This is a genomic window from Mangrovibacterium marinum, assembly GCF_003046625.1.
GTDB lineage: Bacteria > Bacteroidota > Bacteroidia > Bacteroidales > Prolixibacteraceae > Mangrovibacterium > Mangrovibacterium marinum.
This window is the reverse complement of record NZ_QAAD01000011.1, coordinates 84501-99990: the sequence shown is the minus strand read 5'-3', so window position 1 is coordinate 99990 and position 15490 is coordinate 84501. Positions and strand designations below refer to the sequence as shown.

Annotated in this window: 11 protein-coding genes; 10 read left to right on the top strand and 1 reads right to left on the bottom strand. The window is 46.3% G+C overall.

Annotation, left to right across the window (positions count from 1 at the left end; genetic code table 11):
* The first annotated feature begins 18 nt into the window (after positions 1-18).
* The 8 genes from C8N47_RS11815 to C8N47_RS11780 all read left to right on the top strand — a co-directional run bounded on the left by C8N47_RS11815 (position 19) and on the right by C8N47_RS11780 (position 9161).
* The gene (locus C8N47_RS11815) at positions 19-309 is read left to right on the top strand and encodes a hypothetical protein (protein WP_107822766.1); all 291 of its coding nucleotides are present in this window, start codon (positions 19-21) and stop codon (positions 307-309) included.
* Positions 309-1688 (top strand): hypothetical protein, encoded by a 1380-nt coding sequence (locus tag C8N47_RS11810; protein ID WP_107822765.1) that lies wholly within the window; start codon positions 309-311, stop codon positions 1686-1688. Before C8N47_RS11815 ends, C8N47_RS11810 begins: the two co-directional genes overlap by 1 nt.
* Positions 1689-1937: 249 nt before the next feature.
* Positions 1938-3203, top strand: a complete 1266-nt coding sequence (locus tag C8N47_RS11805; RefSeq protein WP_107822764.1) for a reverse transcriptase/maturase family protein — start codon at positions 1938-1940, stop codon at positions 3201-3203.
* Positions 3204-3214: 11 nt separating this feature from the next.
* Positions 3215-3430, top strand: coding sequence for a hypothetical protein (locus tag C8N47_RS11800; protein WP_107822763.1), 216 nt, complete (start codon positions 3215-3217; stop codon positions 3428-3430).
* An 11-nt stretch (positions 3431-3441) separates the two neighbouring features.
* On the top strand, positions 3442-6759 hold the full coding sequence (locus C8N47_RS11795; protein WP_107822762.1) for a hypothetical protein: 3318 nt from the start codon (positions 3442-3444) through the stop codon (positions 6757-6759).
* A 40-nt stretch (positions 6760-6799) separates the two neighbouring features.
* On the top strand, positions 6800-7795 hold the full coding sequence (locus tag C8N47_RS11790) for a hypothetical protein (protein ID WP_107822761.1): 996 nt from the start codon (positions 6800-6802) through the stop codon (positions 7793-7795).
* Between the two features lie 28 nt (positions 7796-7823).
* Complete coding sequence (locus tag C8N47_RS11785; protein WP_107822760.1) at positions 7824-8141, top strand: hypothetical protein; 318 nt, start codon at positions 7824-7826, stop codon at positions 8139-8141.
* A gap of 198 nt (positions 8142-8339) precedes the next feature.
* Complete coding sequence (locus C8N47_RS11780) at positions 8340-9161, top strand: DNA adenine methylase (RefSeq protein ID WP_107822827.1); 822 nt, start codon at positions 8340-8342, stop codon at positions 9159-9161.
* A 217-nt stretch (positions 9162-9378) separates the two neighbouring features.
* Here C8N47_RS11780 and accC read toward each other — a convergent pair whose 3' ends face one another.
* Positions 9379-10893, bottom strand: coding sequence for an acetyl-CoA carboxylase biotin carboxylase subunit (gene accC, locus C8N47_RS11775; protein WP_107822759.1), 1515 nt, complete (start codon positions 10891-10893; stop codon positions 9379-9381).
* A gap of 204 nt (positions 10894-11097) precedes the next feature.
* Here accC and C8N47_RS11770 point away from each other — a divergent pair, with 204 nt between their 5' ends.
* Together C8N47_RS11770 and C8N47_RS11765 are read left to right on the top strand one after the other, a co-directional pair.
* Entirely contained in the window at positions 11098-13716 is a 2619-nt protein-coding gene (locus C8N47_RS11770) for a DUF5916 domain-containing protein (protein ID WP_107822758.1), read from the top strand.
* A gap of 46 nt (positions 13717-13762) precedes the next feature.
* On the top strand, positions 13763-15097 hold the full coding sequence (locus tag C8N47_RS11765) for an MATE family efflux transporter (RefSeq protein ID WP_170111377.1): 1335 nt from the start codon (positions 13763-13765) through the stop codon (positions 15095-15097).
* The last annotated feature ends 393 nt before the right edge of the window (positions 15098-15490 follow it).

Genomic DNA, 15490 nt, shown 5'->3' with positions numbered 1-15490 from the left:
CCATAAAAATTATACAAAATGGCAAATTTGCAAAATTTCAAGGCGGCTGACTTTGTGCTTGTTGATGGGGAATATGTTAGCCCTGCGGTCAAGCTAACAAGCGTTAATGCAGCAATAGAAGTGCGTGTGTCAGAACAGACTACAGTTAAGCTTCAGCGAGGGATTGGACTGTCGAAATTTTACGACGTTCCGGACTCGGAGCAGATAGTTGATGAAGAAGATATGTTTAACGTAACAGATGGCACTCCAGGTCAGTTCATTCGCATCTCCTGCACCGCAGTACCTGATGTTTGTAATATCCTTACATAATGGCTGTGACATCCTTTCAATCAAATAAATTAGGCGGACTAACGCTTGCTGACATAGGGCTTAGTGGTATCCTATCGTACGCATCGCGTTTTGCCAGGGCTTATGGTGTTATCATCGACACAGAACAGGCTAATCCGGATCTGGAGCGTATCGGAAACATGGACATGGCTGCCAATGCTGTTGTTAACGAGATGGCCGTACAGGGAACGCTTACCGTTGATGCTTCAGGTGTTGGATACTTAAAGCGTCTGAACCGCACAAATGGGCTATTGTATGAAGATGGGTCTGATGCCATACTGGATGGATCGGCAGGTAATATTATGAGCTACATGCCTCCTTTTTATTATCATGTTGAGCCGCTCGATGCAACGCATTACAGGTTATGGGTATCACCGTATCGTATCCAGTACTTTAAGCGCCACCCAGGGTGGTGTTTAGGCACGACAAAGGCAGTCGTCAATAACACAGCCATATACGATAGATCTGCCAATTCGCTTTGGTCGGTTGTAAACGAATCGACAACCTTTCGTGGTGGGAATAACAGTGCTACGAACGACGGACTTGAAAAGGGATTTTTAGGAAAGCCGCGCACGCAAACAAGTCGCACATCATTTTTCAACTACGCTCAAAATCAAGGTGCAAACTTCGGAATAATTAACTACGCAGCACACAGCGCGATCATGATGCTTTTTGCAACAAAGTATGCGACATTGAATAGTCAGAAGGCAGTTAGCGAAAAAGTTGATGGCTTTTATTCCGGTGGCCTTGGTAATGGATTAACGACAGTTGACTGGACGCAGTGGGGAGCCTATAATAGCAACTATCCTCTTGTTCGCACAGGAGAGACTATCGGCTTAGGGCTGATTGATGGAGAGGTAAACAAGGTGATAACTGCATTTGACGCAGGTGCTGACGTTAATGTGAAGTTGAACACATTTATGGGGCTGGAAAATCCTTTCGGAGATATCTGGGAGTGGATTCAGGGAATCAATATCTGGAAACAAACCGTTGCGGAAGGCGATAAATACCTGGCTTACATATATGACAAAAATGTCTATGAAGATACGATTACGAACAAATATAGCAGGTTCTTTGAATTCACGAAATCAGAAGGGTGGCTAAAGAATGTTGTGGCTGGTGAACACTTCGACATGCTTGGTGCAGAGGTTAATAACGGGGCTAGTTCCTCGACCTACTTTAGCGACTATTTCTATAATAATACCAGCCTGGGGTTGCGGGTGTTGCGGCGCGGCGGTGATGCGAATGCTGGTTCGAATGCCGGTCTCGCGTGCTCGAATACGAGTCACGCGGCCTCGTTTGCGTTTTCGACTATCGGCTCTCGGCTTGGCTTTTATGGGCGCGTGCGCCCCGGCGGTTGAAAAAATTGGTTGTATGTGCTTTGCGGGGGTTGCTGCGCAGCGGTAATGCGAATAATGGTTCGAATGCCGGTCTCGCGTACTCGAATACGAATAACACGGCCTCGAATGCGAATTCGAATATCGGCTCTCAGCTTTGCTTATGATTTTTAAAAGCACATAGGCCCTGGCTCTTGCCAAAAAACAAAAAATACTTAAACGTGTCTGGTATCCGAAACATCGGAGAACGGCACAGTTAATAAGCCAATATAAATGAAACGTGTAGGTAACATATACGAACTGATATACGACATGAGTAATATTGTTCAGGCTGACCAAACTGCCCGCAAGGGCAAAAAGAGCCGGTACGGTATAGATCTGCATGATCGTAATCGCGAGGCGAATCTGCATTTGTTGCAGCAGCGCCTTGTTGATGGCAGTTACAAAACATCAGCCTACCGCGTTTTCGAAATGGTGACAGATGCCGGAAAGTTAAGGCAGATTTACCGCTTACCTTACTTTCCTGACCGTATAGCGCATCATGCTATTATGAATGTTCTGGAGCCCTATTTTGTCAACTCGTTCATTCGCGATACTTACGCGTGTGTTAAGGGTAGAGGGATACATGATGGTGTTAAACGGGTCAAGCAAGCACTTAGGTACAAGGATGAAACACGTTATTGCTTAAAAATGGATGTGCGGAAATTCTTCCCGAGCATCGATAATGTTATTTTAAAGCGCCTGCTTCGCCGCCGGTTTAAGGATGTGCGACTCCTTGCTTTGCTCGATGAGATTATCGATAGTTCGACAGGTGTGCCAATTGGTAATTATTTAAGTCAATATTTTGCCAATTTCTATCTCTCTTACTTCGATCATTGGTTGAAGGAACAAAAGCACGTTCGTCATTACTTCCGCTATTGCGACGATATGGTCATACTTGGCAGTGACAAAGCGGCACTGCATAGGCTTCGTGCCGAAATAGAATCCTATTTGAAGGTTAATTTAAACCTCACGTTGAAGAATAACTGGCAGGTTTTTCCGGTCGATAGTCGCGGCATCAATTTTCTTGGGTACGTGTTCTTTCACGACCATACCAGGCTACGTAAAACAATTAAGCAAAGCTTTGCACGCAAAATTGCAAAGGCAAAGGGGCACAGGCGTACCGAGGTGGTTGGCTCATACAAGGGTTGGTGTATGCACGGAAATTGCATTAATCTCTATAAAACGATAACAGGAATGAAACTATTTAGCGAACTGGGAATCACCGTTGATTCCGCGCCCATGTCGGGCGAAAAAATAAAAATAAACCGAGTTGTAAATAAGGAAATTGAGGTTGTTGACTACGAGTTGAATGAGAGCAAGTACAACGAATCGGCACACCGTAAGTGTCTGAAGCTTCAAGTTAGGTACGAAGGAGAGCTTCGCGTAATATTTACCGGATCAAACATGCTTATAAAGGCTATTCAACAAGTAAACAAGGCGATGTTGCCGTTTAAAACGGTAATTGTAGAGCAAAGCGGATTTTATCAATTCACCTAATAAATATAGCTATGGAAGTAAGAACAGAACAAAGAAACGAGCAGCCACTTCAGGTTGAGCAAATCGGCCTTGGCAAATGGCATGTGCGCTGGAACATTAAGCAGGTAGAGGCATCTGAATCAGAAAGCGATAATTCAGCAAAGCATTACGAGTACAACGAGGTAACACTCGACCATGAACCAACAGCCGAAGAGGTTGCCGAGATAATCGAGCTACAGGCTCTTTAAATGCATTGAAAATGGCATACGGTACTATCATTCAGTTTCAATATAAAGATATCCACGATGTGAACACTGTTGTTCGCATTAAACAGCTTGACTATTCAGGAGCAGTGACTTACCGGAATTATATGTCGGCAGGCGCTAAATTCACCTGGGGCGACAGCTCGAACACGATACCTGTTATTTACGGCTCGCAGTGTACGCTCTATGTTGAGAGTGAAAATGACTATGAGTTTTCGTACCTGTTTTCGAGCAATGCCCGTAAGCACCTGGTTGAAGTGGAAAAGTCGGGCCAACTCTTCTGGATCGGATTCATTGAGCCAGACAGCTGGAGCGAACCATTGGTGGCCGTTCCTTATTCGGTCGAATTCACTGCGTACGATGGGCTTGGGATGCTCGACAATATTGATTTTGTAGATGATAATGGCGATGCTTATACCGGTAGAATGACGATGCTGGCGTTGATTCAGCAGCTGCTGAATAATACGGGAGTTCGTTTGAATCTAAACACAGCAACCGACCTAAAAGAAGAGCAACAGGAGGTCGGAACCGATTATTTCGAAGTGCATAGCGTAAACCTCGAAGCGTTTGAAGGTATGACCTGCTTTGAAGTGCTGGAGCAAGTACTACAGGGGCACCGCATACTGCAGCGAAACGGCGAATGGTGGATCACCTCATACACATTAATTCCAGTCGGAGGTGATGTGACATATAGATCTTATGAGAATGGATCTGCCGTTTCATCGGGCAACATTATTCAAAGCATTGAGGATGAAAGTAGCTGGTGGAGCGAGGGTGAAACCGATATGAATATGCTTCCAGCTGTTCGCAATATCACGATCGAGCAGGACTATGGTTATCAAAGCAATGTCATTAAAAATGGCGATTTTTCACAGCTTGACGGCTCCGGGAATCTGAAATATTGGGATGTGTCTGATGGGTTTGGGTACGCCATAAAACCACTTGATTCCGATGGTAATGTATATCTCTTCATACCTATGCAGTTATCAGCTCCAATATTCGACGGCGTTTGGAAAAGCATTGATTTTTTGAACGCTGGCAACGGCAGTTTGAAATTATCGTTTAAATACGGAATTGTATCTAATTCAGCTGATCTGAATACGACTTTCTCGCTGTATATTTGGTTTGCAGCCGAAGATGGAAGTTATTATTCGCTAGTTAACAGTGATGACGAATGGGTTTGGACTCCGGGCAGCTTGCCGACAATTCTTCCTTCAACAATTGGTGTGTATACACTTGCAGAAATAGGCGAGAATCTTCGTTCATTCTCGGAAACCATCCCGCCGATTCCGAATAATGGCGTTTTGAAAATAGGGCTTGACAGCCCCAATAGCCCAGACATTATAGGCGCTGCATACGCTGACTTTTCGTTAGAGCTACTTTTGGATGAGGAAGATAGTTATAGCGGAAGTAAATCGTTTACAGTTATTAATAATCAGAATAATAACAATGTGCCCGATGATATATCGCTTGTTATTGGAGTGATCCCGCAGATCGTGAACAACGATGTTATCTATAAAGGCGGCATTTTGCGGGCTGATGGCTCTCCATCGAGCGGGTTTGCTTCAGGATCATCGGCCTTTTACTCATGGGCTGAATTGATCGGTCGTATAAATTCGAGCATACAACGCAGCCCGCGTAGAGCTTATGAGGGAACATTCGCAGACATCATACCACGAATGAATCTGGTTATCTCGGATGCCAACAACTCTAATTTACGACTGCTTGAAACCGGCATTAGCTTCGATGATTTCAACCAAACAATAGAAGGTCAGTATGTTGAAGTGTTGAGCCTTTCATTGGTCACTGGGCAGGAGTCGGACTATGTGATTAATGGTAGTTCAAGTACAGGGTCATCTAGTGGAGCAGGGGCATCTGGGGGCTCATCTGGTAGCATGTCGATTGCGAATTGGGATACTTTGAATAACCGCCCCGCCTGGACCGATTACTTCGAGGTAGTTAACCCAGGAACCGCGTCAGAGTACATCCGGGCAAAGACCAGCTTTGCGGCGGATGGTGAAGTGACGGCATTTGGAATTGAAGGCTATACACCTGGCACCATTTGGGACAACCTGCCGGTTGCTTCACCGTCTGCGTTGGGAGGTGTGAAGGTAGGCGATGGGCTCAGTATTGACGCAAACGGCGTGCTGTCGGCTAACGTGACAGGAGGTGTAAGCAGCTGGATCGAATTAACCGACAAACCAGATTGGTTAAGTTACACCACGTTGTCCGAATTTCAGACAGGGCATGCACACGCCTTTGCATCGTTGACCAGCAAGCCGACGACCTTGAGCGGGTACGGGATTACCGACGGTGTGCTGACGACCGACAGCCGCCTGAGCGATTCGCGCCCGGCAAGCGACGTGTACAGCTGGGCAAAAGCATCTTCGAAACCGAGTTATACCTACAGTGAGGTAGGAGCAGCAGCAGCTTCGCACACGCACACCTTTGCATCGTTGACCAGTAAGCCGACGACCTTGAGCGGGTACGGGATTACCGACGGTGTGCTGACGACCGACAGCCGCCTGAGCGATTCGCGCCCGGCAAGCGATGTGTACAGCTGGGCAAAAGCATCTTCGAAACCGAGTTATACATACTCTGAAGTAGGAGCAGCCGCAGCTTCGCACACGCACACCTTTGCATCGTTGACCAGCAAGCCGACGACCTTGAGCGGCTATGGGATTACCGACGGTGTGCTGATAACCGACAGCCGCCTGAGCGATTCGCGCCCGGCAAGCGATGTGTACAGCTGGGCAAAAGCATCTTCGAAACCGAGTTATACATACAGCGAGGTGGGAGCAGCAGCAGCTTCGCATACACATACGTTTGCGTCGTTGACCAGCAAGCCAACAACCTTGAGCGGCTATGGCATTACCGACGGTGTGCTGACAACCGACAGCCGCCTGAGTGATTCGCGCCCGGCAAGCGATGTGTACAGCTGGGCAAAAGCATCTTCGAAACCGAGTTATACATACAGCGAGGTGGGAGCAGCAGCAGCTTCGCATACACATACGTTTGCATCGTTGACCAGCAAGCCGACAACCTTGAGCGGCTATGGCATTACGAATGCCTTACCATTGTCTGGGGGCACTTTAACCGGCACTTTAACCGGCACAATCGGAGCGTTTTCCGGAGCCTTAAAAACAAACTCACTTTTCGAGCTTCGAAATGCATCCGGAACAAAGAAATGGACATTCGAGCTTTCTGGGGATGATTTAGTCTTCAAAAATGCAGCAGGAACGTCGGTCGGTAAGTTAGATCAATCTGGCAACTTTGCCGTAATTGCAGAAGTTACCGCATACGCAACACTATAATTGTTAGATTGTTTTAAAAGAACAAAAATAAAGTATTAAAATGGCTCTACCTGAAACAAACATAACAACGACAATCGTTAGAAATGCAATTGGAGCTGCATCAAGTTCAATTGGTGACTTAAGAAAATCTAGCTTAAACAATTGGTGGGGGTTCTCAAGTGTTCAGCGAGGATGGGCAGATCAATCGCCTTCGTCACATTTTAAGTTGGGCGACTATCGAGGATACGATCACACTTTCAGATGTTGGTCGTTTGAAGCCGCATTTCAAAGTGCAACAGAGTGGGGAGAGCTTCTTTCATTCACAATTGGGTTGCATAAATTCCCAGTCTGGTCTATTCAGGATGATGCAGACCATCTTTTTGATATTTTGTTTAAGCGGACAAGCAACTTCGAGCAGGGAGGATACACTGTGTTTGCGTCAAATGTAACTATGAATAACCAAACAAGCTACACGTTTACGATGAACCCAAGCTCACCACCAGATGGAGGGGATGCAATCGAAGATGGGGCTACATTCTATCTAGCAATTGTACACACATCATCCCCTGCTTTGAAATGGGACGACAATAAATGGTTTGGAACACCTGCCGGGCAGCTAGGAGGTAATAATTACGCATTAATTGAAGCAACTACACCGGTCGACCTTTGCAATTATTACGTTTATCAATATGCTCAAACTGCGTCAATGTACTTCGCAAGCCCAACGCAGCGAGGAATTATAGGTTCTTTCGATATAATGATAGATGTTCGTGCTAATTTGACTGTGTATGCACAGATTGAGTTTTGCAAGTCTTCTGGGTTCGATGTTGACGTTCAAACATTAGGACCAAGCGCGCTATTGATTAAAAATTCATCGACTGGAACTTATGAACAGAGAACTATATCGTACAACGGAACCCCATCAACATTGTTTGGAGTAGGCGATACAGTCTATTATCGTTCAAAAATAACAAGAGTCAGCGATTCAAATGTTACACACAGCACAAATTACACAAATATAAAATCATTGGTAGTTAGCAATCAACTTCCATTATAGTAGTATTTACACTTAAAATTCAATAACAATGAAAATCAATTTCAATCAAATTCTTAAGACACTGGAAGGAAAAGCCTTGCAGGAACCGGTTGACGAAACCGGTAGAATCTTTAAAGATGTGACGCTGAAAGGCGTTTGCTCGTCAGCATTGGTCAACAGCCACGAAGGAAGCGGCGAAGAAAAGGCGAAAGCCTGGGAATTGGCCTGCCGCATCATTGCCGGAGCCGATAAACCAGTTGAGCTGACGGTAGAGGAAGCCGCACTCATCAAAAAGCGTATTGAAGGCTATCCGGTTATCATTTACGGGCAGGCTGCCGGTATGTTGGATGGGAAAATGGGAAAATAGCTTATCAAATAGCTAATAAGAGTTAGCAAACGAGGGGCTAAAAAGTAGCCCCCGGCTGTCAGTAGTCATCTCACCTACATACTGACATAAAAATGCGGATCAGCGCACAACCGAGGGCTAAAAGTCTTCAGTTCTGCTGATTCGCATTTTTCGTATGTAGGTGAGATGAGCAAAGATATAAAATTTAAATCTCGGACAATGATAAAGACACCAATCTCCTACTATGGAGGAAAACAAAACTTGATTAGCACGATTTTGCCGCTAGTTCCGCGACATAAGACATACGTTGAGCCTTTTGTGGGCGGTGGAGCCATATTTTGGGCTAAGCCAAAGAGTGAAGTTGAAGTGATTAACGATACCAACCGGGAGTTGATTAATTTCTATGAGGTCGCCCAAAATGAGTTTGTGGAGCTCGAGAAGATGGTACGCATTAGCCTGCATTCGCGGTCTATACATAGCGATGCAACAGTTATTTATAATAACCAGCACATGTTTAGCCGCATTCAACGCGCCTGGGCGGTATGGGTGTTGGCCGCACAGTCGTTTAGTGCTATGTTGGACGGTACGTGGGGTTATGACAGGCAAAAGGGCACAACGTCGGTGAAGATCGCCAATAAGCGCGACGCCTTCACGATTGACTACGCTATACGCCTCCAGAACGTGCAGATTGAATGTACAGACGCGCTCCGGATCATTCGCTCGAGGGATTACGAGGATGCCTTCGTTTATTGTGATCCTCCTTATTATAATAGTGACTGCGGGCATTATGACGGCTACTCTATTGATGACTTTAAGCAGCTGCTGGAGACTTTATCGGGTATTAAGGGGAAATTCCTCATGAGTAGCTATCCGAGCGATATACTGGCCGATTTTACCCGCGAGTTTGGATGGATGACAAAGACGATTGAGCAGGCTGTAAGCGTTGCCAATGGTACTGGGAGTGGAGGAAAGCGCAAGATTGAGGTGTTGACAGCGAACTATGATCTGTCGAATCCAAACGGAAATTTGATGCTGTTTTAAATGGCGTTTTAGCGGTGTTTAAATGTGCGTTAAAAGAGTAACAAAAGTTTTACTTTTCGATTGCTTATTGTTGGATCTAATTTTAGATAGATTTGCTTTTATGATGAAGCGAGCAATTTTAGCCAATCCCTTGAATCGCTCGCTTCAAAAAGTGCGATTTTCGTTTTGCCGATTATAGCGGTCATTCAGTTTTACATCTATAGGCATAATGAAGTGTTTAAAGTCGGTCGAAATTCTTTTGGTAAGTATATTTTTTCCAGCGGTTATCCGTCGGGTTCAGTTGCTTGGTGGGGATCACCTTGTTTAAGCGGTTCAGATAGTCGATGTAGGTGGCAATGATCACCATGTCTTCCTGAACCGTATCGGGCTGATCGGCACGGAGCAAATTGTCGCGGTTCTTTTCAATGTAGGTTGTGTCGTAGTTCCCGCTTCTGAAATCCTCCGAATCCATGATGCGTTCCAAAAATTTGATCGAGGTTTTTACCCCGGTAATTTTGTATTCGTACAAAGCACGGCGCATACGTTGAATGGCTTCCTCGCGGTTGCTGGCCCATACAATCAACTTCGAAATCATCGGGTCGTAGTGGATGGGGATCTCGTAGCCTTCGTAAACATAACCATCGGTGCGGACACCCAGTCCCAACGGTTCGGTAATGTTATGAATACGTCCTGCACTAGGCATGAAATTATTGTCGGAGTCCTCGGCATAAATCCGGCATTCAATGGCATGTCCTTTTTGTGCCAGGTCTTGCTGTTGATATTCCAGCGCATGCCCTTCGGCCACCAAAATCTGCTGTTTCACCAGGTCGACACCGGTTACCCGTTCGGTAATGGGATGTTCCACCTGCAAGCGGGTATTCATCTCCAGAAAATAGTAGTTGCGTTGGTCGTCCACCAAAAATTCGATGGTTCCGGCACCAACATAATTCACTGCTTTGGCCGCATTAACCGCATCGGCTCCCATTTGGGCTCTCAGTTCGGCCGTCATCAGTGGCGAAGGGGTTTCTTCCACCATTTTCTGATGGCGCCGCTGGATGGAGCATTCCCGTTCAAACAGATGGATGACATTCCCGTGTTGGTCGCCCATCACCTGAAATTCGATGTGATGAGGTGAACTGACATATTTTTCAATGTAGACGGCATCGTCGTTAAAAGCGGCCAGTGCTTCGGAGCGGGCGGCGCGTACCGACGAAAGGATTTCAGCTTCTTGGGTGACCAACCGCATTCCTTTGCCGCCACCACCGGCTGATGCTTTAATCATGACCGGCAGGCCTATTTCAGCGATAATTTCCAGCGCCTCGTCTTCCGACGCGATGGCTTCCGTCGTTCCGGGAACAACAGGCACGCCCGCAGCAATCATGGCCTTGCGGGCTTGTATTTTGTCGCCCATGGCAACAATCACCTCGGCCGACGGGCCAATGAAAACGATTTTGTTCTCGCTGCAAAGTTTGGCAAATTCGGCATTTTCCGATAGAAAACCATAGCCGGGATGAATGGCATCGGCCTTCGATTTCAGAGCAACGTCGATGATTTTATCGGCACGCAGGTAGCTTTCTTTCGAGGGAGCCGGCCCAATATAATAGGCCTCGTCGGCATAGCGAACATGCATCGATGTGCGGTCTGCATCCGAGAAAACAGCTACTGTGGCAATATTCATCTCGCGGCAGGTGCGCATGATCCGGATGGCGATTTCGCCCCGGTTTGCAACAAGAATTTTATTTATTTTCCTCATAATGTGGTGTAAATAGATAATTCGTTCATTCGTGGAATGATGAATCCTTTTTATAAATCCACAACATTAAACCACGATCGTGCTAAAATGTTTAGAAGGCGTTTTGCAAAGTGAACATTTCAGACTCAGATGCTTAAAAAATGTATTAAACAGTTGTTTCTTTTCGGTAAGTATTTATATTTGTAGATGCCTTAAACAAAAATTATGTTGCTACGACTCTCTGCTCTGTTTTTATGTACGTTTTTCCTGGTTTGTACCCAGCTGTCTGGCCAGGATGCAGCTATTTATAATCTGTCGAAGGATTCTTTGGTTAATCAGGCTGCCAGCCTTCAAAAAAGCTATTCGGCAGCGCCGGTGCTTACGCGTCCCAAGCTTGACGGGCTGCTGGATGATAGCTGTTGGAAAACCACAAACTGGGATTCGGACTTCATTCAGCAACAACCCAACCCGGCCGGTTCACCTTCTCAAAAAACAGAAATAGCCTTGCTTTATGACGAGGCGAACCTGTATGTCGCCATTCGCTGCTACGAGAGCGAAGCCGGAAAAATTCGCTCTATATTAACACGCCGCGATGAATATGGCGGCGACATGGTGGGCATCGCCATTGATTCCTATGGCGATAACCGGACTGCTTTTGAGTTTGATGTGACGGCCGCCGGTCAAAAGATCGACTTTATGCAGATGGGGGCTCAGGAAAGTGATTTAAACTGGGATGCGATCTGGGATGCCAAAACTTCCGTTAAGGACAGTTTGTGGACTGCCGAGATGAGGATCCCGTTCAGCCAGCTTCGTTTTGCCAAGGCTGATGAGCAACGTTGGGGACTTCATATATGGCGTTACATCGATCGACTGGGCGAAGAAGATCACTGGAAACTTGTTCCGGTCGACGCACCGGCAGCGGTTTATTTGTTTGGCCAACTGGACGGCATCAAAGAGATTAACGCCAAGCGAAAGGTGGAGCTGATGCCCTACGGAAATCTGAAATACTCGCCCAATACCGATTTAAAAGATGAATGGACTGCCGGAGCGGGAGTGGATGGAAAGCTGGGGTTGTCATCCGACTTTACGGTCGATTTTACGGTTAACCCCGATTTTGGGCAAGTGGAAGCCGATCCCTCGGTATTGACTCTGAAAAGCTACGAAGTATTCTACGACGAGAAGCGGCCATTCTTTTTGGAAGGGAATAATGTGTTTGACTTCAGCTCGGAGGAAGACCTGCTGTTTTACTCGCGCCGTATCGGGCATGCGCCAAGCTTTGAACCCGATCTGGAGGATGGACAAAGCTTGTCGATGCCGGAAAATAGCTCCATTATTAGTGCTCTGAAACTGACCGGAAAAAGTAAAAAAGGCTTGTCGGTTGGTTTTTTGCACAGTATGACAGCCCGGGAAGAGGCGACTGTGTACAGCGAGGATGGTGGCAAAGATAAGCAGGATGTTGAACCGTTTACCAATTATCTGGTCGGACGGTTGAAGCAGGATTTTAACCATGGAAATACGGTACTGGGGGGAATGTTGAGCTCGGTGAATCGGAATATAAATGAGTCGCAGCTGGATTTTCTGCCCAAATCGGCTCTTACCGGCGGGATGGACTTTGTACATAACTGGAAAAAACGAAAATATTTTGTCGCCGGCAAAGGTTTTTTTAGCAATATAAAAGGTAGCGAGGAAGCAATTTCAGTGTTGCAACAGACATCAACGCACTATTACCAGCGCCCCGATGCAGATCACCTCGACTTTGATGAAAGTCGCACCCGTTTGTCGGGTCATGGCGGCGAGCTGGAGGGCGGTAAGCGAAGTGGTAAATTCAGGGCTGTCGGTTCGTTTAGCTGGCGCTCGCCCGGGGTGGATCTGAACGATCTTGGCTATATGTACCAGGCGGATTATTTAAAACAGCAGTCAACTTTTCATTATGTGATTAATAAACCGCAAGACATATTACGGAATTACTGGTTTCGGTTGACGCAGATGGCCAGCTGGAGTTATGGCGGCGAGCTTACCAAGCAAGAGCTGACAGCTCATACTTATTTGCGGTTTACAAACTTGTGGCGTATTCATCTGAACCTGGAACGGGACTACAGCATATTTGACACGCGCGAGCTGCGTGGCGGACCTATCCTGTTTAAGGATCCGACCTGGGACGGTGAGCTGTTTGTGCAAACAAACTCGGCCCGCGATTTACTGATTGGGGCAGGTGCCCGTTTCATTCGCGGAGATGATGAGCTGACCAGCAGAAATCAGTATACCTTATATCTGCGGCTTTTGCTGGGTAATAACCTGAGTTTAACCACCAATACGGTTTATCTGAAAAATGCAGATCATCACCAGTATGCCGGGCGGGTAAGCCTCGATGACGGCAGCCGCGGCTATCTGGTCGGACATATCGATCAAAAGTTGTTGCGTACCACCTTGCGGCTCGAGTATTTTGTGACGCCCGAATTATCGCTTCAATATTATGCAGCCCCCTACGCTTCAACCGGCAAATATCAAAGCTTCCGGAGGGTAAACGATGGCGACAATAAGGACATGAGCAAACGCTACATCGGGCTCGACGGTGAACTGGATAAAGGGATTTATACCTTCACCGAAGGGGAGGATTCGTACCGGATTTACAATCCCGATTTCATTTTCAAAGAGTTTAATTCGAATTTGGTTGCGCGCTGGGAGTTCCGGCCCGGGTCGACCCTGTACCTGGTGTGGAACCGAACCATATCCGACTACCAGTACGCCTACGATTCGTCGATCACCAAAGTGTTTGGCGATATCTTCGATGGAGAAGCACAAAATGTATTTATGCTGAAATTTTCGTATTGGTTCACTTTGTAATTGAATACAAGCTTATTTTTGCCATGAATTTTAAAACACAAAATTGGTGGCATTACAATCCTATATTCCGTTTTACAAGAAGACCCTGAAGCTGGCTTTTCCGGTTATTCTCTCGCAGGTGGGCCAGATCACTGTTGCCTTGGTCGATAACATGATGGTCGGGCATGCGGGCACGACCGAACTGGCAGCAGCTTCCTTTTCAAACAGTATTTTTCTCATTGGCGTGCTGTTGGGCATGGGAATCGCCATGGGCTTGACGCCGTTGGTCGGCAAATATTACAGCCAAAAGAATAATGACGAGGTGGCGGCATTGCTGAAAAATGGTTTTGTGCTTCATAGTTTTGTTGCCGCTGCTTTGGTGGTCATCATGTCGATCGTCGCCCTGTTTCTGGGGCGCATGGGGCAGCCCGAGGAAGTGGTCCGGCTGTCGTACCCGTATTTTATGGTTTTGGTGGCATCGCTGGTGCCGATGCTGCTGTTTTACTCGTTGAAGCAGTTTCTGGAAGGGCTGGGTAACACCAAGGTGGCCATGATGATCACCCTCAGTTCCAATTTGGTCAACCTGATTTTTAACTATTTGCTGATCTTTGGTAAATTCGGGTTTCCGGCCTTGGGCTTGCTGGGAGCCGGTATCGCCACGTTTATCGCGCGCTTGTTTATGCCCTTTTTAATTATTGCTTTCATGCGCCGGCACGCCTTGTTTTCAAGCTTTATTCAAGCAGCCTTGCAGTTGCGGCCTGATCGTGCCAAAATAAAACAGCTGTTAGGTATTGGTATGCCTATCGGTATTCAGATCGTGATTGAAGTGCTTACTTTTAGTGTAGGCGCGGTAATGATGGGCTGGTTGGGAACAGAACAACTGGCCGCACATCAGATCGCCATTAGTATGGCTTCATTCACCTATATGATCAGCCTGGGAGTGGGGGCGGCATCCACTATTCTTGTTAGCCACGAGTACGGATTGCATAATTATGTGCAGATCCGCAAAATGGTTAGTTCTGCCTTGCACCTGATTGTTCTGTTCATGTTTTCCATGGGCATCCTGTTTATATTACTGCGGGGGCAACTCCCGCATTTGTTTACCAAAGACAGTTCGGTTATTCCCATTGCTGCGACCTTACTGATCATTGCTGCCGCTTTTCAGGTGTTCGACGGCATACAGGTGGCACTGCTGTCGGTGTTGCGGGGGATGTCGGATGTGCGTAAGCCCATGATTCTAGCCTTTCTCTCGTATTCGGTCATCGGCTTGCCCGTAAGTTATCTCATGGGCTTTGTGTTCGACTTTGGTGCTGTTGGTATTTGGATTGGCTTTTTGTTCGGACTGGCAGCTGCGGCTTGCTCCTTCGCTTTTCGCCTGCGAAAACTGTTGTTTACAGCTTGATTGGTTAGGGGCTATAAAAAGAAATCGGGTTACCATCGTCATGATAACCCGTTGTCCATAATTTAGTTTAGTTAGATCAGAAAATAGATATTGGTTTAAAGAGAAAAGGTATCGATAAATGATTTATTCATAAGGCATTGTTCGTAAATGCTTCGCTAATATAGCAACATTTTCTGAGTCGCGTTAAAAAATCCTTAAAATTTCTTAATGTTTGATAATTGTCGGTGTTTTGCGGCTTTGCAAGTATTTGAAATACAGGAGTTAAAATTATGGAATATGTTGTAGAATATATAAATGTGAGGGATTTCGCACATTTAGGCTGATTTGACGTGAAAAACCGTCTGTAAGGAGTCTAGACTTGCCATTCCTTGTTATTTTTCGATCGGATAAAAA

Excerpts from the sequence above, each read along its gene's own strand:
- accC (WP_107822759.1), bottom strand. The coding sequence starts at position 10,893 with ATGAGGAAAATAAATAAAATTCTTGTTGCAAACCGGGGCGAAATCGCC.
- C8N47_RS11770 (WP_107822758.1), top strand. The coding sequence starts at position 11,098 with ATGTTGCTACGACTCTCTGCTCTGTTTTTATGTACGTTTTTCCTGGTT.
- C8N47_RS11790 (WP_107822761.1), top strand. The coding sequence starts at position 6,800 with ATGGCTCTACCTGAAACAAACATAACAACGACAATCGTTAGAAATGCA.
- C8N47_RS11815 (WP_107822766.1), top strand. The coding sequence starts at position 19 with ATGGCAAATTTGCAAAATTTCAAGGCGGCTGACTTTGTGCTTGTTGAT.
- C8N47_RS11785 (WP_107822760.1), top strand. The coding sequence starts at position 7,824 with ATGAAAATCAATTTCAATCAAATTCTTAAGACACTGGAAGGAAAAGCC.
- C8N47_RS11810 (WP_107822765.1), top strand. The coding sequence starts at position 309 with ATGGCTGTGACATCCTTTCAATCAAATAAATTAGGCGGACTAACGCTT.
- C8N47_RS11780 (WP_107822827.1), top strand. The coding sequence starts at position 8,340 with ATGATAAAGACACCAATCTCCTACTATGGAGGAAAACAAAACTTGATT.
- C8N47_RS11800 (WP_107822763.1), top strand. The coding sequence starts at position 3,215 with ATGGAAGTAAGAACAGAACAAAGAAACGAGCAGCCACTTCAGGTTGAG.
- C8N47_RS11805 (WP_107822764.1), top strand. The coding sequence starts at position 1,938 with ATGAAACGTGTAGGTAACATATACGAACTGATATACGACATGAGTAAT.
- C8N47_RS11795 (WP_107822762.1), top strand. The coding sequence starts at position 3,442 with ATGGCATACGGTACTATCATTCAGTTTCAATATAAAGATATCCACGAT.